A 19,459-nucleotide genomic window follows, 5' to 3' on the forward strand; every position below is an offset into this window, starting at 1 on the left:
TCCTCGCAAAAGCCAGCCCATCGGTCGAACGCCAGCGCTGTAGCGCAGGCACATCACGAAAAGGCAAGCGCGTCCTGCAGAAATCCTTCATCAAACTCACATGAAGCGGGCCGTGGTCCGGCCTCGCGCCTCGGGAAAAAGCGAGGCGACGTTTCAGTGGTGCTCTACCCGGCGGATCTCCTCGGTCATGTCCTCCGACAGGTCGGCGGTGCGGAACTCCTCGGTCAGCGGCAGACGCATGTGGAAGTCGGTGCCCAGGCACAGTTCGGCCTCGCCCTCCTCCAGGACGAAATCCACCAGGTGCCCGCCCCAGGTGCGGTCGTCGTCGACGATGTGGGCGTGGCAGCCTGCCACCGAGATTCCCGACTCGTACAAAGGTGTGCGGAAACCGGCGATCGTCCCGCTGAAGTCCTCGTGGCGGGCGATCTCCTCGCCGTCGGTGGCCTCGATCATGGGCCGGTAGGGACGGTCCTGTTTCGTTACCGTGCGTGCGCTTGCCCATGCGAATCGGCCGGTCACCCGCAGCGCGTACATGTAGTTCGAGCTCGGCACGAAGGCATCGATGGCCCGGGAGAACTCCTCCCGGGTCATCGGACCCGTCAAGGAGCGGCTCAGGCTCGGCACGAAATTGGTCACGACGGCGTAGGGGGTGCGTTCCGTCAACTCGGGCACACTCACGGACCCGTCACCGCGCAGCCGGTAGCAGACACCGCCCAGGATGATCATCTCGCCGTCGAGCCCGTTGAAGGTGCCGATACCGAAGGAACCGTGACCGAGGAGCTCGGCCAGGGTCATCTCGTCCTCGTAGACGCCTTGGGCGAGGGCGGAGATGAGGCTGGTCTGGAAGATTTCGTGACGGGTGACGGCATGTGCGGTCATGCCCCCACAGTAGACGCCTCGATCTCACAGCCGATTGAGCCAGCACGTGAGCGCCCTTCCCTTCCGAAGCTGGCTGAGCCGGGTCGCGGGGAACGAGCGACCCGAGTCGAAACCATCCGCACCCGGCAAGCAGGCCCACCCGCTCGCGAGCAGCCCGACTCAAGCAGCTTTCCCACCCCGGGCTGCAACGATGTCCGCCGCCGTTTCCTCCAACGGCATGTGGGTCTCACCGAGCAGTTCGCGGGTGTCGGTGTCGTCGGCGACGAAGGGTTCGGTGTTCTGGTGGAGGGTCTCCCTCACCGCCCTCAGCGTCGGGGAGAACCAGCCCAGCACACGCAGCAACGACGCCGGCATGCTGCGCAACCTCGGTTCGTCGTCGCGACCGGCGGCTCGCAGCAACATCCGGGCCAGTTCGCGGACGCTGACCGCCGGGGCGCTGGGGACGTGCCAGGCCCGGCCGGGCATCTCCGGATCAGTGGCGGCGCGGGCCAGCAGACGCCCGAAGTCGGGGATGGCGGTCATGGTGTAGGGCAGGTCGGGATCGCCGAGGACGCTCGTCGCCCCCTTGGCCAGCAGCGGATCCACGAACCGCGGCCCGAGGTAGGCGCCCGGGCCCGCGTCGGCCCCGAGGTAGGACGACCCCCGCACCTCGACCGCGCGGATGCGCCCCTGTTCGTGGGCGGCGAACAGTCTGCGGGACACCTCGGCCCGGACCTCACCCAGTGCCGACGGCGGGTGGTCGAGGGGATCGGTGGCGCGCATCGGCATCCGGCCGCGCGCGTAGGAGTAGTAGTTCCCCGTGACCACGAGGGTCGCGTCCTGCCGCTCCGCCGTCTTGATGAGGTTGTCGATGGCGAGGGGCCAGTCGCGGCGCCACCCGGCGATCGTGTAGGTGATGCCGCAGCAGGCGAGGATCGCGGCCCCGGGTGCGAGCGCCTCCAGGCCGTCGCCCGTGACGACGTCGGCCCTGGCGGCCTGCGCCCCGGGCAGCTGCGTGCCGCTGCGGGTGGCGACCGTGACCCGGTGCCCGGCCTCCACGAGCGAGCGGGTCGCGGCCCTGCCGAGCGGTCCTGCTCCGATGACGGTGATGTGTTCCATGTTTCCTCCGATTCTGTCGCCCCCCAAGAACAGTAAACACCGTTCACGCCATTTTGTAAACAGCGTTCACGGTTTTGTTCTTCGTGTCGTGCGAGACTGGGACCATGACCCCCACTCCACGCCGCCAGGCCCGCGACGCCTTCACGCGGCGACTGCTAGAGGTCGCACACCGGCACCTCGTCGAGCAGGGAGCCTCCGGGCTGGGCATGCGGGCCCTGGCGCGCGACCTCGAGGTCACCCCCGGCGCCCTGTACCGCTACGTGAAGAGCCGCGACGACCTCCTGACCCTGTTGATCGTCGACGCCTACGAGTCGCTGGGAAAAGCCGTCGAGGAGGCCGAGGGCAGGATCCCGCGCGGAGACCACGAGGGTCGCTGGGTGGCGCTGTGGCACGCCACCCGCACCTGGGCGCTGGAACACCGCAACGAGTACGGCCTCATCTACGGCACCCCGGTGCCCGGCTACCAGGCCCCGCCGGAAACCATCCCGGCCGCGTCCCGGATCTCGATCCTGCTGGCCCGGATCGCCTCGGACATGAGGTCGCAAGCGGGGACGACGCCGCCGCCGGACTCACCGGAACCGGGCCCGGCGCTGCGGGAGGACCTCGCGAGGGTGCGTCACTGGATCAGTGAGCAGGGAATGCCCGGCGATGTTCCCGACGAGCTGATCCTCATCGTCCTGCGGGGCTGGACCGAACTGTTCGGCTGCATCAACATGGAACTGTTCGGCCACTACGTCGGCAGCGTCGAGAACGGGGCGGCGTTCCTGGACGAACTGGCCCACCGAAGCTTCAAGGAGCTTCAGGACCGGACGGGTCCCTGATGGCCGAGGTGCCGAGGATCACCTGGGCGCACCCGTCTTGTCATAGAGGTCGTCATCCGTGAGCACCGGACCACTCGCATCGCGGAGACGCCGGCCCGCGCCCGAACGGAGTTGGCGAGAGTGTGCCTGGTGAGAGCCTCACGCGCCTCGGCTTCCATGGAGCGATTGTTCAAAGCCGCAAAACGTTTCAACTCATCGCGCACCTCGTCGCTGAGCCCTCGGATCGTGATGGTGGACCCGCTTACACCTCCCAACAGAAATGCTAGCGATCACCTCAGGAGATACTTTCTCGCATCAAGAGGCTTCACATTTCCCCTTCCGCCTGCCTACACGTCATTCACCAGCGCTGTAGCGCGAGCAGACGACCACAAGGCAAGCGAACCCGGGCCAGGACAGGCGAGCGGCGGCAAGGCAGGCGAACCGGACGACGGGACGACGACCTGCGAAGCTGCCCGCGTCACTCCCCCTTCACCCGGTGCCGGCCGATGGGCATCACCAGCGGCGCCCCGGAGACGGGGTCCGGCACCACCTTCGAGGAGATCCTGAACACCTCCTTTACCGTCTCCTCCGTCACCACATCCGACGGGGTGCCCTGCGCCAGGATGCTTCCGGAGCGCATCGCGATGAGCTCGTCGGAGTAGCGGGCCGCCAGCCCGAGGTCGTGCAGCACCATCACGACCGTGGTTCCCCTCCCGGCGTTGAGGTCGATCAGCAGGTCGAGCACCTCGAGCTGGTTCGCGACGTCGAGGTAGGTGGTGGGTTCATCCAGCAGCAGGACGTCGGTTTCCTGCGCCAACGCCATCGCGATCCACACGCGCTGCCGTTGACCGCCCGACAACTCGTCGACGGGACGGTCGGCCAGCTCGGTGGTGTCGGTGGCGGCGAGGGATTCCGCGACCACCTCGTAGTCGCGGGGGCTCCACCTCCCGAGCATCCCCTGGTGGGGGTGGCGTCCGCGACCCACGAGGTCGGCGACGACGATGCCCTCCGGGGCGGTCGGCGACTGCGGCAGCAGGCCCAGGACCTTCGCGATCTCCTTGGTCGGCTGTTCGTGGAGGGATTTGCCGTCGAGGAGCACCTGTCCGTGCCTGGGTTGCAGCAGCCGGGCGAGGGAACGCAGCAGCGTGGATTTGCCGCAGCCGTTGGCGCCGACGATGGAGGTGATGGCCCCGGGTTTGACGGTCAGGTCGAGGTTGTCGATGACGGTGCGGTCGCCGTAGGCGAGCCCGAGTCCGACGGCTGTGAGGGAATGGTTCGCGGTCACTGGGTCTCCGGGGGTCAGTTCCGGCGCTGCCGGTTGGAGCGGATGAGGAGGTAGACGAGGAACGGGGCGCCGAGAGCACCAGTGATGATGCCGACGGGATAGCGGGCGCCGAAGGCGAACTGACCGATCAGGTCGGAGGCCAGCACCAGGATCGCGCCGACCAGGGAGGCGGGCAGCACCAGGGAGGAGGCGGAGCGGCTGATCCGCGCCGCTATCGGCCCGGACATGAACGCGACGAACGCGATCGGCCCGCAGGAGGCGGTCGCGACGGCCACGAGGGTGACGGCCGCGACGATGGTCCAGACCCGCACGGAGAACACCTTCACGCCCAACCCGGAGGCGGTGTCGTCGCCGAAACGCATCGTTGCCAGCTTGCTGGAGTTCACCCACATCGACGGCAGGATCACCGCGCAGGTGGCGGCGAGCGGCGCCACCCTCGGCCACCCCGCGCTGTTGAGCGATCCGGTCAGCCAGCGGGTCGCGACCTGCAGGTCCCACGCGGATGCCTGCGCGAGAGTGTAGGTGACCACCGCCCCCAGCATCGACGAAACACCGATGCCGATCAGGATCAGCCGGGTTCCCGCGAAACCGCCCTTGTAGCTGAGGGCGTAGATTGCCACGGCGGTACCGATCGCGGCGGCAAGAGCGAGCAGGGAGACGGTGGTCTCGTTCAACCCCAGGATCACGATGCCGATCACCCCGGCGGCACTGGCCCCCGCGGAGATGCCGATGACATCAGGGGAGGCCAGCTGGTTGCGCAGCAGGGTCTGGAAGGTCACGCCAGCAGACCCGAAGGCCAGTCCGGCCAGCACGGCGAGGGTAGCGCGCGGCAGCCGCAGCGTACCGACGGTGAAACTGGCACCCGGCACCCGCTCACCCGCGATGACCCTCCACACCTCGGAGGGTCCGTAGAAGCTTTCACCGAACATCAGCGACGCGGCCCACAAACCCACTACCAAGAACGCCAGCACGAGGACTACCAGGGCCTGGGCCCGGATGCGGCGGGAGCGCGCGACGCGCAGAGCCTTGACGTCGGGGATGGCAGCAGCGCTCATAGTTCACGCACCTTCTGGCGTCGGACTATCCAGATGAAGAACGGGGCCCCGAGGAACGGGGTGATGATGCCGACGTCGATCTCGGAGTTGGGGGTGACGACCCGCCCCAGGGTGTCGGCGGCGAGCAGCAGACACGCACCCGCCAGGCCCGCGAAGGGCAGCATCCAGCGGTGGTCGGTGCCGACGAGGAGCCGGCAGAGGTGCGGCACGATCAACCCGACGAACGCGATCGGCCCGCACACCGCCGTCGTCACCCCGCACAGGATCACCGCGCCGATGGACGCGACCAGCCGGGTGCGCATCACGTTCTCACCCAGTCCGGTGGCGACGTCGTCGCCGAGCGCCAAGGAGTTCATGCCGCGCGCCGAGAACAGGCAGATCAGGGCGCCTGCCATCAGGAACGGGGCCACCAGTCCCACCCGGTCCCAGGTGGCGCCGCCGATCCCACCGATCTGCCAGAACCGGAACGAGTCCATCACCCGCACCCGGGGCAGCAGGATCGCCGAGACCAGCGACGAGCACGCCGCGGATGTCGCGGCACCGGCCAGGGCCAGCTTCAGCGGGGTCGCGCCGCCGCGTCCCAGCGACCCGACGCCGTAGACGAACCCAGCCGCCACACCGGCCCCGAGCACCGCGATCAACAGCTGCGCGTAGGGGTGGGAGAGGTCGAGGAAGGCCAGACCGATCACCACCGCGAGGGAGGCCCCCGACAGCACCCCGAAGATGCCGGGATCGGCCAGCGGGTTACGGGTGACGGCCTGCATGGCGCCACCCGCGATTGCCAGGGACATCCCGGCCAGCAGCCCCAGCACCGTGCGGGGCAGGCGACCGGCCGCGGCGGCCTGTTCGGCCGTCGCGGTTCCACCGGACAGCGCGGCCAAGGCATCGTCCAGGGACACGGCCCGCACCCCGAAGATCACAGAGGCCACCACGATCACCAGCAGGACCACTACCAGGACCGCCAGCCACAGCAGACGGCGTCCGGCCGAGCGTTTGATGACTTCGACATCCGGCCGGGTCAGAACCCCGTCAGCGGTCACTCGAGACCTTCGGCCAGTTTCGCGACGTATTTCTCTATGCCCCACGGAATGGACAGCGGCGACGGGTTCGCGGAGGCCGAGAGGGCGTCCTGCCCGAGGAAGACCACGTGGTCCTTGGCGATCGCAGGGATGCGGGAGAGCAGCGCGTCGGCTTTGATGGCCTCCTTCAGCGGTGTCGGGTCCGCGGGCCCGTAGGTCAGGAGGATGTCGACGTCGTTGAACAGCTCCGGTTTCTCCGAGGACATGTCCTTCCAGAACGCCTTGGAAGCCGCGGATTCCTTCTCGACGATCTCCGGGGTTCCCAGCCCGGCCTTGACGAGGAACCCAGCCCGCGGGTCGTGGGTGGTGTAGAAGCCGACCTTGGACAGATCACTGGCGTTGAGGAAGGAGAACAGCACCTTCTTGCCCTTGAGACCGGCGTGCTGCTCCATGGCCGCGGCGACCCGCTTGTCCAGGTCCGCGATCAGCGCCTTGCCTTGGGCGGCCATGCCCATGGCCTGGGAGTTCAGCTCGATCATCTGGTCCATGGTGGTGATCCACGCTGCCTCGGGGTAGGCGACGACGGGCGCGACCTGACTGAGGGTCGCGTAGTCCTCCGCGGTGATGCCGGAATAGGAGGCGAGAATCACGTCGGGTTTGGTGTTGGAGACGGCCTCGAAGGGGACGCCGTCTGTGTCGTCGAACAGGACGGGGGTCTGGCCGCCCAGGGCGTCGAGTTTCTCCTTGACCCAGGGCAGCAGGCCGTCGCCGTCCTCGTCACCCCAGTTGGCCCTGCTCATGCCGACGGGCACCACGCCGAGGGCCAGCGGAACCTCGTGGTTGGCCCACCCGAGTGTTGCGATGCGTTCAGGTTTCTTCTCGATGACGGCTTCACCGAGGGCGTGCTTGATGGTGATGGGGAAGGCGTCTCCGGCGGCGGGGGAGGAACCACCGTTTCCTGAGGCCGGGGGGGTGCCCTGGGGCGTCGAATTGCTGGAGCAGGCGGCGATGCCAACGGTTGCGGTCGCGGCAAGCATAGCGACGAAGGTCCTTCTGGAAAGCACGTGGGCTCCGTTCATCTCGGGAATGGCCCAGTAATGGTAAGGCAAACCTAAGCTGTGCGCCAGAGTGCGGGTGTGCGTGGACAAAAAGGACGACGCCGCGGGAAATAGAAAGCGACCCCCGGACGTGCCGGGGGCCGCGGAGTGCCTGGCCGGGCTCAGCGGACGGGCTTGCGGATCTCCGAGGAGAGGAACCACGCCTGCTGCTCGAGCTGGACGGTGAGGTCCTCGATGATGCCGGAGGAGGAGGGGTCCTCCCCGTCGATGATGTCGTGCACGTCGCGCAGGGTCGCGACGACTGCCTCGATCGCGGAGACGATGTAGGCGACGGCGTCGGTGGTGAGAACCTCACCCTCGGGGGCGACGGGCACGGTGGCGGAGGCGGCGACGGTAGCGGGACGACCGTCGGGGGTGGCGTTTACGGCGCGCATCCGCTCGGCGACCTCGTCGGAACCCGTGCGGGCGATGCCCACGACCTCGTCGAGGTTCAGGTGGAGGTCGCGGAAGTTCGGGCCGACGATGTTCCAGTGGGCCTGCTTGCCGACCAGTTCGAGGGCGATGAGGTTCACCAGAACGCGCTGGAAGCTGTCGCGCAGCGCAGCGGATGCGGTGAAGGACAGGGTCACATGCGGGGTGTTCACGGTCTCGGTACTCATGCCTTCAACATTATGTCCATCCCCAAGGAAACCCATCCACACGTTAGGAAGGCCAGCCTGACAAGGTCGGACACCCTCCGCGCAGAAGCCACCCCACTCGACGGAACCGCCCGTTCCACAGGATTGTGCCACCCCGATCGAGCATCAAGAATCCTGGGCACAGCCCCTTCACCACGACGCTTCCGAACACCCCGGTGTTACAGTCACCGAGGTGACGATGCTTGCACTGCGCGAGTGGGGGAATCCCACGGCTCCAACCCTGCTTCTGATCCACGGCCTGACGGAATCGGCCGCCGCCTGGCCCGACGCGGTGGCCCGCTGGTCCTCCCGGTATCACGTTCTCGCGGTGGACCTGCGGGGGCACGGGATGTCCCCACGGTGGGACGACCACTCCCTGGCCCGGGCACCGCAGACCCTGCAGGAAGACCTTGAGCGGGTGATCTCCTCGCTTCCAGAGCCACCGGTCGTCGTGGCGCACAGCCTGGGAGGGCTCATGTCGCTGCGAGTGGGCGTGGCCCGGTCCGACCTGGTTCGGGCACTGGTCCTGGAGGACGTTGCGCGTCCCACCGGGCACTGGGGGCCAGCCCCTTGGTTCGTGGAGCACCAGGAACGGTTCCTGGACGCGTTCGTCGCCGATGGTGGCGCGGCCGAGCGGGAACGGATGCGGCGCGAGACCTCATGGAGTGATGCCGAGATCGAGGAGTGGGCGAGGTGCAAGGAGCAGGTCGACCGCCGCTTCATCCGCGAGGGTACCTATCTCGGCGAGGCCGACCTCGTCAGCGCAATCAACCAGCTGACGATACCGGCGCTGTACCTGGCACCCCGCCACGGTGACATGGCCCCGGACCCCTCCGAGGTGACCAACCCGCTGGTGCGCCTGGTGTTGATCGACGGTGTCGGCCACTGCGTGCGGCGGGACGCCCCGGAGACCTACCACGGACTGGTCGACCCATTCATCGAGGAGGCCTCCGAGCCACTTGGTCAGGCCCTTGTGGGGGATCACGAAGCCAGGTGAACAGGTGGCTCCGGGCAGCGGATCCGGGGTTGTCGCACCGGGGAGAGTCTTGCGACCACGGGCTGACCGGCGTCCCTGAGCCCACCCCGAACGTCCCCGGAACCACGACTCCGGCGGCATGTTCATCCTGAGGGTGCGGCTATCGTGCCGGTGTGAATTCGAGCACCCTGATCGGACTGATACTGCTGGTGACCTTACTCATCATGGGGTGGGTGACATGGCGGCGTATCCGCCAGGAACCACGGCGACTGGCCAATGCCGGGTGGATCGCCGTCACCTTGCTGCTCGGCATCCAGGTACTGGCGATCCTCGGTTTCTCGGCCCCACTGTTGGGGTTGGGTTTCCTTGTGCTCATGTCGCCCCTGCTGGCCATTGGTTTGGCGGGTTTCCTCATCCTCAATGGTTTGGTCATGCTCCGCAGGGAACGTTTCTCCCTGGCCCACTCGTTGTCCCTGCTCGCCGGTGTCGGGCTGGTTGCGGCAATGGTTGTTTGTATCTTTGTGGTTCTTACCGGGGAGCGACGGGCTTTTCCCGTTCCGACGTTCATCATGCTCACCACCGGTTGGGTGGCGTTGATGTTTTTCTGTTTCGTCGGGTACTCCTGGTTCTATCAGCGTATCGTCCGGAGAATCCACCCGGATTTCATCATGGTGCTGGGTGCCGGGGTTCCTTCCGGGAAGGTCACCCCGCTGTTGGCCGGGCGTATTGACCGGGCTCTTGGGGTGTGGCGGGGTGAGATCAAGGCTGGACGGCGTCCGTTGTTGGTGATGAGTGGCGGGCAGGGTCCTGATGAACCCGTCAGTGAAGCCCGGGCGATGGCTGATTATGCGTTGGAGCAGGGTGTTCCGGAAGCGGCTTTGGTGTTGGAGGACCACTCCACGACCACCCGGGAGAATTTCCAGATGTCGACGGAACTGGTTCGGGCCGAGCCGCGGCTGGGGCCACGCGCAACCGGAGTTGCGGTCACCAGCAACTATCATGCGATGCGTGCCGCGTTGTTGGCCCACGACCTGGGCACGGGTATTCAGGTATTGGGGGCGCGTACCGCGTGGTACTACTGGCCCAGTGCCATGTTGCGGGAGTTCGTGGCGGTGGTGCAGAGATCACCCAAAGCCTACGGGCTGGGCCTGGGCTTGGTGACGGTGCCATTGACATTGCTGGTGACACTAATCTGGCTGTCCTGACAGAAACCGGGCTGCTACAGATTTTGTGGACAGTGACGAAAAACCTTGGATCATGGATTGGGCCGCTGTCTTGATTTGTTTCCATTCCCGTCAGATTTCATTCGGGACGCGGCACCCGATCGAGGATTGAACCCCGGTGTGAATGCACTCAGAACTTGGCGTCAACTGGTGGGCGGCACTCCCTCAGTGCCGCGGTCAAATCCTGCTGGGTGCCTCACCACTCATGTTAGGGAAGCACGGATGTGCCCGACATCGCCTCAAAATTGAGGCTCTCGCTTACCCGGTACTGTGCGTATGAGAAATCGTCCTCGGAGATCACCTCGACCTCGCATCTCGTGACGACATCATCCGGTCGAACCAAGCCCTCCAAACAGTCCGCGACTTGATACCACGCCTCGGCCCTGGAAACCTCATCCCCAGCGGATTCGACTCGATCACACGCCTCGCGGAGTTTCAGCTCCGGACCGTCACCGCCATCCTGAACCACATGGTCCTCCCTGAGACCTTCGAGCATGTCCTCCGCAACCAGCCATTCGGCATCCACGATCAATAACAGCCGTAGCTCGTACGTCGGACCTGACCAGCCGTTCCGCGACTCGACGCGAATCTCCCTGACCCGTTTCAGTACCCGCCCGACGGATCTGTCCCTCGGGGCCTCCTTGCGGATCCGGTCCGTGAACTTACTGAGAGCAGGAATTGCTTCGTCAGGCATGGGGAACCGTGAATAGGCAGCACCAACCCTTCGTGCAAAGTCCCGAGCGGCGCGAGAAGCTGGCTCACAGGACATTCTTCGCACCAAGAGTGCGTCAGCCAACAGGGTCTTGGGAACAGACGTTGCGTGTTCCAGCAGCACAACAGGGGCATCGTCCTGAGCGGGAAAGGCCAGCAGCAAAGGGCGTTTGCCTCTGGAGGCTTCCCGGTAGTTGTTCTCAGATGTCTGTACGATCGGGGCGACCAGTATGCATTTCCGCGTTTTCTGGACGACGTCGCAGGTCTGACTGATGATCACGACATCAGAAACGGGCTCGTCCGGACATGCCGGTAACTGAAAGGGAGCGGCCAACCGCACCCAGTCCCCCTGCATCATCTCCTGCCCTTCAGGATCCGACCCAACCACGAATGTCACCGCACCTGCTCATCCACGGTCAGGCCAACACCCTGGAGCGGATCCGGGGAACGAACCTCGGCGCAGAGCTTCTGATAGAGACTCGGCCCCCCATCACCCGCCAACAATGCTCGGCGACGTTCGATGCCGGTCCCTGCGGGGAGCTGAGCGACAGCGGTTTCAAGCCTGCCGAGCCGGGTCGCGTGTTCGTCGGCCATGGGTTTCCCGCTGAGCCAGTGATTGATGGAACGCCGCGACACACCGAACAGTCGAGCAAGCTGCTGCGCGCTCAGCCCGGAGGAATCACGCAGCATCGACACACGTTCCGGCAGGGGTCGCTGTTTCTCCGGATTCCTGACCCGGAGCGGCAGACCCCGGTCGCCTGCGGGAACGGCGACAACCACGCGATCTGCCACCGCCGACATGGTGGGCAGGGATGTGAATGTCCCCTGCGTTCCACTCGCCCCGCCTGCAAATGCGAAGGGCAACAGAAAGGGGACGGCAACAGCCGTTATCTGGGAAGCCATCATGCTCCTCCTCCACCGTGCAACTCGAGGAATGCGTCGGTGACCGCATGCTTGAAATAGTCGTAGTTGATGTCCGCAAGTTTCTGAACCACTGCCATAACCGTCCCGGGATCGGCGACAGCGGCATCCTGTTTGAAGGAATCCAGGTCAAGGACCCAACTGTCTCCTGCCACCGGGGGGATCATCGGGTCGACCGTCTGTTCAGGGGGCACATAGCCGGATCGCACCTGGAGCAGCAGGTCGTCGATCCCGTACGTGCACTGCTGGGTGGCGTTGAGGAGTCGCACGGAATCATCCGCAGCCGTGAGCGGTTGCCCGAAACCGCGAAACATCGCCGCCGGGTTCGTCAGCACGTCGTCATCCGAGAACCTGTTGACATAGCGGACACCGACACGTTCCAGCCTGGATGGGCGAACCTCCGCGAGGACGCTGTCGAGAAGGGGTTGCAGGCGCTCGGTGAATTCTTCGAAGCGGGTGTAACCGCGGAGGCAGGACAGCGAAAAGGAGTGTTTTGACAACGTTGCGATCCAGGCCCCATCCCCCGAGAGCCACTCATGCGTCTGCTCCCCCAGAACGGGTGCGACACCGACCGGCGTGATGTTGAAAGCCAGCTCCCGCCCCTCCCGCACCTCGGGATAGTCCGCGAAGGCTTCATCCAAGGATCTGACCAGTGCAACGAGCTGCTCCGGATCACGAAGGTTCCGAAGATCCGGCCAACGCACCTGGCACAGCACCAAGGCCAGCGCATTCTTCTCCAGGTTCACACGTGACGCCGCATCTCCCGTGAATGGACGAAATCTCTCCCTCCTCATGCTTCACACTCTACTTCACACCTCCGACCGAAAACCGAGAGGGTCTCATCTCCTCCCACCGACGCTCCGGCCCAGCGATGGGCTCAGTGCCAGGATCACGACCGCGAAGGCCGGGACCACCCACAGTGCCAGGCGCAGATCGGTGGCCTCCGACAGGGCACCGATCAGCGGCGGACCTGCGAAGAATCCGATCCGCATCATCCAGGTGACGATCATCAGCCCGTCGCCGTGGTTCATGTCGGGCAGCTCGTCGGCGGCGTGCATGGCCGACGGGATCGCCGTCGCGACACCCCAGCCGACGCAGGCGAAACCCAGAATCGCGGTGGTCGGCGACGGCCAGATCAGCGACAATCCCATACCGAGAAAGGCGATGATGCCGCCCTGCACGACGGCGAACCGCGGCCCGATCCGCGACACCAGGGCGTCGCCGGTGAACCGGCCGATCAATTGCGCCCCCTGCAACCCGACGAAGGCCATGCCCGCCACGAACGGAATGACCTCGAACTGCCGGTCCAGGTAGATCGCACCCCAGGTGGAGCCGGTGTCCTCCATCAAACCGGCCGAGGCGCCGAGCAGTCCGAGTGCCGCGAGTCGCACGACGGTACCGGTGGGGATACGCCGCCGTCGCTGTTTCCGGCTTCTCTCGGCCTGCGGGTCGTGGTCCAGGCCGGGCAGTAGCAGGGTCTTCGCACCCAGCGACATCCCACCGAAGACCACCGTCGCCGCGACGCACTGCGCCCAGACGGGAATCCCCGCCTGCCGGGCGGCGGACCCGATGAACCCCCCGCACACCGCACCGATCGACCACCAACCGTGGAAGCTGTTGAGGATCGGGCGGCCGTAGAGCTCCTGGACGCGCAGCCCGTGGGCGTTCATCGAGATGTCGGTCAGCGCGTCGAGGCTCGCCATCAGGAACACCCCCACCGCGAACACCCAGGCCGCGGGGGCGTTGCCGATGAGGTTCAGCATGGCGATCCCCACCACCTGCGAGACCACCGACACCCACGCCGACGAGTACCGCCGGATCAACGCGGCCGTCACCAGGCCCGCGACCAGGCCGCCGACGGGGCCGATCGCCACCGCGATGCCCCACCACTGGTCGTCGAGCCTCAGGGACTCCTTGATCTCGGGATATCTGGGCAGGATCGACGACCACGCCACCCCGTTCAGCCAGAACAGCATGACGACGCCCCACCGGGCCCGCCGGGCGTCAGCACTCATCTTCAGGATTATGTCATTGCGAAGGATTTTCTGGCGTACCCGGTACAAATCCTTCACGCCCACGACGAAACCTTTCACCGAACAAGTCCTAGACTCGTCGGCATGGACGCCATAGAGGTCATCTCCACCAAACGCGACGGCGGCAGGCTCAGCGACGACCAGATCGACTGGGTGATCCGGGCCTACACCGACGGGGTGGTGGCCGACGAGCAGATGTCGGCGCTGGCGATGGCGATCCTGCTCAACGGCATGGACCGCGATGAGATCTCCCGCTGGACCGCCGCGATGATCGCCTCCGGCCAGCGCATGGACTTCTCGTCGCTGGGTAAACCCACCGCCGACAAGCACTCCACGGGCGGGGTCGGCGACAAGATCACCCTGCCCCTGGCGCCCCTGGTGGCGGCCTTCGACGTGGCGGTGCCGCAGCTGTCGGGACGCGGCCTGGGACACACGGGCGGCACCCTCGACAAGATGGAATCCATCCCGGGCTGGCGTGCCTCCCTGGGCAACGAGGAGTTGCTGGCGCAGCTGGCCGACGTCGGAGCGGTGGTCTGCGCCGCCGGTTCCGGACTGGCCCCGGCCGACAAGAAGCTCTACGCCCTGCGCGACGCCACCGGCACCGTCGAGGCCATCCCACTGATCGCCTCGTCGATCATGAGCAAGAAGATCGCGGAGGGCACGGGGGCGCTGGTGCTGGACGTGAAGGTCGGTTCGGGCGCGTTCATGAAGACCCGCGACCGCGCGGAGGAGCTGGCCCGCACCATGGTGGCGCTGGGGACGGACGCGGGCGTCAACACCGTCGCACTGCTGACGAACATGGACACCCCCCTCGGCCGGACCGCAGGGAACGCGCTCGAGGTCCGCGAGTCGCTGGAGGTGCTGGCGGGCGGTGGCCCGCGCGACGTTGTGGAGCTGACCGTGCGACTCGCCCGCGAGATGCTGGCCGCCGCCGGCAAACCGGATGTCGACCCGGCCCCGGCGCTGCAGGACGGCAGCGCGATGGACGTGTGGCGGCGCATGGTCGCGGCGCAGGGCGGCGACCCCGATGCGCCCCTACCGGTGGCGGAACACACCCACGTGGTTGCCGCGGAAAGCGACGGGTACGTCGCACGCCTGGACGCGATGGCGGTCGGGGTGGCTGCCTGGCGGCTGGGCGCGGGCCGGGCCCGCAAGGAGGACGACGTGCAGGCGGTCGCGGGCGTCGAGATGCACGCCAAACCCGGCGACCACATCACCCGGGGAGCCCCGCTGTTCACCCTCCACACCGCCACACCGGAGCGCTTCGAACGTGCCCTGGAGGCCCTCGACGGCGCCGTCACCTGCTCCGGGAGCCCGGTCACCCCCGACCCGGTAATCATGGGAAGGATCGAGGCCGGCGCCTGAGGAAACCGCGGCCCGGGCGACGATTTCACCCGCGCGCCTGCGCTGGTATAGTCTTGCCGCTGGCTCGGACGAGCCGCCGGGGTGTGGCGCAGCTTGGTAGCGCGCGTCGTTCGGGACGACGAGGCCGCAGGTTCAAATCCTGTCACCCCGACCAGAGGGCCTTCGTCAACTCAGCTGCTGCACGCCACGCGACACGGTTCGGCATGACCGAGGTCAGGAGGGAAACGGCGCATCCACGCTGCCCCCTGTCACTTGCTCCACGGCCAAAACTTCTAATTGTGCACGAATCATGGGCAATGAACACCCCACCGGCCCGTCGCATTTGGTCCCGTTGCGGCTTCTGCAACAATGGGTTGCAGCCGGATCGCTGGCGACTACTTCGCCTCGGGGTGGCGGCAGCGATTAGTTGTCGACCGACACGAGTTGTGTCAAGGGAGAAGAATTGTGGTTTCCGAGTGGCGGGTCGGAGTCAGCGATGTTGGAATTCTGGTGAGCAGGATTTTTGATTCGACGCGCGACAGCGCACTGGTGGTGGTGTCGCCCGCCAGCGACACGAATCGGCCCCGGATCGATTCCAAGCTACTGGCCCAGCACCTAGCTCCCGGAACTGAATTGGCCGTCCTTGATTCCATGACTGCTTCCGAACGACTATCGGACACCGTGGATCCACAATTCCAGGTTTATGGTGGCGGTATCCGTGTGATTCTCGCGGGGGCGGCCAGGACCGACCATTGGCGACGGCACCGGTTATTCCGGGTCTATCCGGGAGACGACGCCGACAGTGCCTGCCTTGAAATAGCGGATTACGTCAAGTCCCACCAAGGAATCGGTGGCCCGCGCCAGGTCGGGACCAGCACCCCCCAGCAGGCCCTGTCCGAGGACCAAATGGCCGCCCTCAACCGGTTCAGATCCTCCCTCGACGTCACGCCCCCTTCCCCCGCCCGGGCCTCGAAGGCCCCGAAACCGGGACCACCGAGTTCGCGCGCCCCGAAACCGGGACCGGCCCCCAAGCCGGGACCCCACCACCCGGCCAGCGCGCCGCCCACACCCGCCCCGGTCGCCCCCACACCCTCCGCGCCAGCCGTCGCGGGACTCAGCGCAACCGAGCTGAAAAACCTGCTGGACACCCAGACGGAACGGATTGCCAACAAGCTTCGCAGCTCCATAATCGACGACCTCATGCTGCTCCTCGACAGCGATCACGAATCCTTGGCCAGGGAACGTTCCCGCGCCGACGCGGCGGAGGAGGAGCTGGATCACCTGCGCCGCAGAATGACCGATCAGGAGGAACGTCGCGGATATCCCCGGGTCTACAGCGATCCGGAAAAACAATTCCGCTGGGAAGTGGAATACGAATGGCTGACCGGAAATCCAGAGGAGGAACGCGGGGAATCGCTGAACTCCTACATAATCGGCGAGGGATTCCTAGACTCCATGGAAGCGGAGCTTTTGCGCGGCAGGGCGAAGATCATTCAGGTCGTGGTCGACATTCTATCCGGCCACGCCTGGGACCGGAGAAAAACCCACCAATTCATCATTCCGGGCAAGTCGGTGATCCAGAAGGCCATTCCCGAGGGCGCCGTTCCGTGGCGGACATACGTGAAACGCGGGGCGCCCGGAGCTGCACGGTTGACCTGGTGGCAGTACCCGGACGGCACCATCGAACTGGTCCACGTCGGCCACCACGACGACCTGCTGCGGTAGAAACCTCAGTTCGCGGGCGCGACGTGGATCGCCTCGGCTATCGGCGCGCTGAGCTCGATCTCGGTTCCCTCGTGGCCGATGGTCATCAGCCCCATCCCGGACAGCCCGGACAGCACCTCCAGTCGCGTCCCGATGGCTATGCCGCGTTCCGCGAGGAACCGGAGAATCTCCGGGTTGGAGTCCGAGACCCGCACCACCCGCACCTTGGCGCCCGCTGTGGTGTGCGCGATCAGCACCACCTCCGGGTGGTTGGTGTTGCTGCTCCTCGGGATCGGGTCGCCGTGCGGGTCCGCGTCCGGGTGGCCGAGGACCTCGTCCATCCGGTCGACCAGCTCCTCGGAGGCGGCGTGCTCAAGCCGGTCTGCCTCGTCGTGGACCTGGTCCCAGGGCATGCCCAGTGACGTGACCAGGTAGGTTTCGATGATGCGGTGACGCCGCACCACCGCCCGCCCGATCCGTTCCCCCTCCTCGGTCAGTTCGATGTTGCCGTAGGGGCGGTACTTGATCATTCCCTCCCTGGCCAGGCGTTTCAGGCTGGCCGAGACCGTGGAGGGGGTGACACCGAGGGCGGCGGCCAGGTCGGTGGTGTTCGGGCGGCGCCCGTCGTCAGGCCATTCGCAGGCCTTCCAGATCAGCGCGAGGTAATCCTCCGTGACCCGGGTCACGTCAGCGCCGGTGGCCGTCATCATTCCTTCTTCCAGGTGGTCCTCCCGCCGGAGGCTGTCACAGCGGCCGGCAGGCTGTTCGTCACGGGACGTTTTCCGCCCTCGACGACGATTCTTCCCGAAACCGTGACGCGTCTCAACAGGGCGGCGGGTGTCGCAAAAGGTGTGGTCAGACACACTTTCAGTTACCCGTGGACACACCAGGACCGGCGGGTTCACAGTGGTTCCACGAGCTGGATTTCCCCGGGAAACGAGGTCATCGCAACTCAATTCTCACAGGAACCCTGGAAGGTCTGACGATGTCTCTCTGGTCCATCTGGTTGGTCGGATTCGGTGTGTCCGCCGACGCCTTCGCCGCCTCGCTCACCAGCGGCGTGAAAATGGGCCGCTTCAACTACCGGCACGCCCTGGTCGTCGCCCTCACCTTCGCGGGTTTCCAGGCCGCGATGCCGCTGCTCGGATGGCTGCTGGCCGCCAACTTCACCAGCCTCCTCGACCCCTTCGACCACTGGATCGCCTTCGCGCTGCTCGCGATCATCGGCGGCAAGATGGCCTGGGAGGCGTTCCAGGCCGATGAGAACGAAGACGACGACGGCCAGGGAAGCAGGCTCGACCTGCGTCGCCTGCTGATCCTGGGGGTCGCGACCAGCATCGACGCGGCGGCCGTCGGGGTGTCCTTCGCGATGCTGGAGGTCTCCATCCTCCTGGCGATCCTCTGCATCGGCCTGATAACGCTGGTGACCTCGTTCGCCGCGGTTGGGATCGGGCACCGGATCGGGGTTAGGTTCCGCAGGCCCGCCGAGTTCCTGGGCGGCGTGGTGCTGATCATAATCGGGGCCCGCATCCTGTTGGAGGGACTCGGTCTGCTGTAGACGAATCCACGGCCGGGTCACGCGTTCCGGCCTCCCAAATCTGGTCAAACCTTCATCAAGGGATACGCTGGCGCCGTCATCATGCATCGGCCCGTCCCGAAGGAGCGCCATGGAACGCGACACCGAGTTGTTGCTCCGGGTTGCGCGCATGTACTACATCCAGTCCGAGACCATGGAGGCGATCGCCCACCACATGGGGGTTTCCCGTTCGACGGTGTCGCGGCTGCTGAAAGAAGCCAAGGACCGGGGGTTGGTGCGCGTCACCATCACTGACCCCGACCGCCCCATGACCCGCCTGGCCGAGATCTTCCGCAAGAACTTCCACGTCCAGGCACACCTGGTCAACGTCCGCCCGGGTTCCAGCTACGTGCTGCGGCTCGAACAGGTCGCGAAGGTTGCCGCCCGGCTCCTCGACGAGATCGTCACCGACAACGACGTCGTCGGGGTGGCGTGGGGAACCACCGTCTCCGCGGTCGCCCAGCACCTGCGACCCCGCGACCTGAGCGGGGTGACCGTGGTGAGCCTGAACGGCGGCGCGAACCACCGCACCACGGGACTGCCCTACGTGGGTTCCATCCTGCAGCGTTTCGCCGCCGCGTTCCACGGCGAGGAACAGTTCCTGGCGCTGCCGGCCTTCTTCGACAACCCAGGAACCCGCACCGCCATGTGGGCGGAACGTTCCACCCGCCACATGCTCCAGGTGCGGGCCTCCTGCACGAAGGCGATCTTCGGGGTGGGAGGGCTCGGCGCCGACCTGCAGTCGCACGTGTACTCCGCCAACTACCTAGACGACTCCGAACTGGCCTGCCTGAAATCGGAGGGTGTGGTGGGCGACGTCTGCACCGTGATGCTGCGGGCCGACGGGTCCTGGCGCGACCTTCCCATCAACTCCCGCGCCACCGGCATGACCCCGGCGGAGCTGCGAACCATTCCCCGTCGCATCTGCGTGGTCAGCGGGACGGGCAAGGCGGTGCCGGTGCTGGGTGCGCTGCGCGCCGGGGTCGCGACGGATCTGGTGATCGACGAGGAAACCGCCCGCGCGGTATTGCACGAGATGCGCCCCGGGCTGCACTTCGACTAGATCCTCCGGACAGTTGATTCCCGTTTCTGGTTCGGAT

Annotated in this window: 20 protein-coding genes and 1 tRNA gene; 8 read left to right on the top strand and 13 right to left on the bottom strand. The window is 66.3% G+C overall.

The window, feature by feature from the left end:
- Nucleotides 1–153: 153 nt before the first annotated feature.
- Complete coding sequence (gene budA, locus EL272_RS14970) at nucleotides 154–879, bottom strand: acetolactate decarboxylase (RefSeq protein WP_014848054.1); 726 nt, start codon at nucleotides 877–879, stop codon at nucleotides 154–156.
- 159 nt (nucleotides 880–1,038) lie between these two features.
- Entirely contained in the window at nucleotides 1,039–1,977 is a 939-nt protein-coding gene (locus tag EL272_RS14975) for an NAD(P)-binding domain-containing protein (RefSeq protein ID WP_061788085.1), read from the bottom strand.
- Nucleotides 1,978–2,081: 104 nt separating this feature from the next.
- Here EL272_RS14975 and EL272_RS14980 point away from each other — a divergent pair, with 104 nt between their 5' ends.
- Complete coding sequence (locus tag EL272_RS14980) at nucleotides 2,082–2,798, top strand: TetR/AcrR family transcriptional regulator (RefSeq protein WP_014848056.1); 717 nt, start codon at nucleotides 2,082–2,084, stop codon at nucleotides 2,796–2,798.
- Here EL272_RS14980 and EL272_RS16115 read toward each other — a convergent pair.
- The 6 genes from EL272_RS16115 to EL272_RS15005 form a co-directional block, all read right to left on the bottom strand.
- Nucleotides 2,777–3,052, bottom strand: a complete 276-nt coding sequence (locus tag EL272_RS16115) for a FitA-like ribbon-helix-helix domain-containing protein (RefSeq protein ID WP_390866950.1) — start codon at nucleotides 3,050–3,052, stop codon at nucleotides 2,777–2,779. The two genes, EL272_RS14980 and EL272_RS16115, sit on opposite strands and share 22 nt — an antisense overlap.
- A 203-nt stretch (nucleotides 3,053–3,255) precedes the next feature.
- Entirely contained in the window at nucleotides 3,256–4,062 is an 807-nt protein-coding gene (locus tag EL272_RS14985; RefSeq protein ID WP_061788084.1) for an ABC transporter ATP-binding protein, read from the bottom strand.
- A gap of 14 nt (nucleotides 4,063–4,076) precedes the next feature.
- Nucleotides 4,077–5,117 (bottom strand): FecCD family ABC transporter permease, encoded by a 1,041-nt coding sequence (locus EL272_RS14990; RefSeq protein WP_061788083.1) that lies wholly within the window; start codon nucleotides 5,115–5,117, stop codon nucleotides 4,077–4,079.
- On the bottom strand, nucleotides 5,114–6,157 hold the full coding sequence (locus EL272_RS14995) for a FecCD family ABC transporter permease (RefSeq protein WP_110644271.1): 1,044 nt from the start codon (nucleotides 6,155–6,157) through the stop codon (nucleotides 5,114–5,116). The genes EL272_RS14990 and EL272_RS14995 overlap by 4 nt, the downstream gene beginning before the upstream one ends.
- Complete coding sequence (locus EL272_RS15000) at nucleotides 6,154–7,173, bottom strand: iron-siderophore ABC transporter substrate-binding protein (RefSeq protein WP_061788082.1); 1,020 nt, start codon at nucleotides 7,171–7,173, stop codon at nucleotides 6,154–6,156. The genes EL272_RS14995 and EL272_RS15000 overlap by 4 nt, the downstream gene beginning before the upstream one ends.
- A gap of 182 nt (nucleotides 7,174–7,355) precedes the next feature.
- Nucleotides 7,356–7,853: a Dps family protein gene (locus EL272_RS15005; protein ID WP_061788081.1), complete on the bottom strand. Its 498-nt coding sequence runs from the start codon at nucleotides 7,851–7,853 to the stop codon at nucleotides 7,356–7,358.
- A gap of 217 nt (nucleotides 7,854–8,070) precedes the next feature.
- On the opposite strand from EL272_RS15005, the gene EL272_RS15010 reads away from it, so the two are divergent.
- Nucleotides 8,071–8,868 carry an alpha/beta fold hydrolase gene (locus EL272_RS15010; RefSeq protein WP_061788080.1) on the top strand — a complete coding sequence of 266 codons (798 nt, stop codon included), beginning with the start codon at nucleotides 8,071–8,073 and terminating at the stop codon, nucleotides 8,866–8,868.
- A 152-nt stretch (nucleotides 8,869–9,020) separates the two neighbouring features.
- On the top strand, nucleotides 9,021–10,052 hold the full coding sequence (locus EL272_RS15015) for a YdcF family protein (protein ID WP_061788079.1): 1,032 nt from the start codon (nucleotides 9,021–9,023) through the stop codon (nucleotides 10,050–10,052).
- Between the two features lie 226 nt (nucleotides 10,053–10,278).
- Here the strand turns inward: EL272_RS15015 and EL272_RS15020 are convergent, their stop codons facing one another.
- From EL272_RS15020 to EL272_RS15035, 4 genes are all read right to left on the bottom strand, one after another.
- Nucleotides 10,279–11,178 (bottom strand): hypothetical protein, encoded by a 900-nt coding sequence (locus EL272_RS15020; RefSeq protein ID WP_061788078.1) that lies wholly within the window; start codon nucleotides 11,176–11,178, stop codon nucleotides 10,279–10,281.
- A complete protein-coding gene (locus EL272_RS15025) occupies nucleotides 11,175–11,573 on the bottom strand; it encodes a helix-turn-helix domain-containing protein (RefSeq protein ID WP_159424565.1) in 399 nt (132 codons plus the stop codon). Before EL272_RS15025 ends, EL272_RS15020 begins: the two co-directional genes overlap by 4 nt.
- A gap of 110 nt (nucleotides 11,574–11,683) precedes the next feature.
- A complete protein-coding gene (locus EL272_RS15030; protein ID WP_073970091.1) occupies nucleotides 11,684–12,496 on the bottom strand; it encodes a TIGR04255 family protein in 813 nt (270 codons plus the stop codon).
- Nucleotides 12,497–12,541: 45 nt separating this feature from the next.
- Nucleotides 12,542–13,717 carry an MFS transporter gene (locus EL272_RS15035; protein ID WP_073970097.1) on the bottom strand — a complete coding sequence of 392 codons (1,176 nt, stop codon included), beginning with the start codon at nucleotides 13,715–13,717 and terminating at the stop codon, nucleotides 12,542–12,544.
- Between the two features lie 102 nt (nucleotides 13,718–13,819).
- Between EL272_RS15035 and EL272_RS15040 the strand changes: the two genes are divergently transcribed.
- The 3 genes from EL272_RS15040 to EL272_RS15050 all read left to right on the top strand — a co-directional run bounded on the left by EL272_RS15040 (nucleotide 13,820) and on the right by EL272_RS15050 (nucleotide 16,804).
- On the top strand, nucleotides 13,820–15,100 hold the full coding sequence (locus EL272_RS15040; RefSeq protein WP_061788074.1) for a thymidine phosphorylase: 1,281 nt from the start codon (nucleotides 13,820–13,822) through the stop codon (nucleotides 15,098–15,100).
- 77 nt (nucleotides 15,101–15,177) lie between these two features.
- Nucleotides 15,178–15,254, top strand: a tRNA-Pro gene (locus EL272_RS15045).
- A 335-nt stretch (nucleotides 15,255–15,589) separates the two neighbouring features.
- The gene (locus tag EL272_RS15050) at nucleotides 15,590–16,804 is read left to right on the top strand and encodes a hypothetical protein (RefSeq protein WP_159424564.1); all 1,215 of its coding nucleotides are present in this window, start codon (nucleotides 15,590–15,592) and stop codon (nucleotides 16,802–16,804) included.
- Between the two features lie 5 nt (nucleotides 16,805–16,809).
- On the opposite strand, the gene EL272_RS15055 is transcribed toward EL272_RS15050, so the two are convergent.
- The gene (locus EL272_RS15055; RefSeq protein WP_073970096.1) at nucleotides 16,810–17,490 is read right to left on the bottom strand and encodes a metal-dependent transcriptional regulator; all 681 of its coding nucleotides are present in this window, start codon (nucleotides 17,488–17,490) and stop codon (nucleotides 16,810–16,812) included.
- Nucleotides 17,491–17,768: 278 nt separating this feature from the next.
- On the opposite strand from EL272_RS15055, the gene EL272_RS15060 reads away from it, so the two are divergent.
- Together EL272_RS15060 and EL272_RS15065 are read left to right on the top strand one after the other, a co-directional pair.
- Nucleotides 17,769–18,341, top strand: a complete 573-nt coding sequence (locus tag EL272_RS15060; RefSeq protein WP_041696900.1) for a manganese efflux pump MntP — start codon at nucleotides 17,769–17,771, stop codon at nucleotides 18,339–18,341.
- A gap of 109 nt (nucleotides 18,342–18,450) precedes the next feature.
- Complete coding sequence (locus EL272_RS15065; RefSeq protein ID WP_014848071.1) at nucleotides 18,451–19,422, top strand: sugar-binding transcriptional regulator; 972 nt, start codon at nucleotides 18,451–18,453, stop codon at nucleotides 19,420–19,422.
- Nucleotides 19,423–19,459: the final 37 nt, after the last annotated feature.

The sequence above is a fragment of the Arachnia propionica genome (assembly GCF_900637725.1).
GTDB classification, from domain to species: Bacteria; Actinomycetota; Actinomycetes; order Propionibacteriales; family Propionibacteriaceae; genus Arachnia; species Arachnia propionica.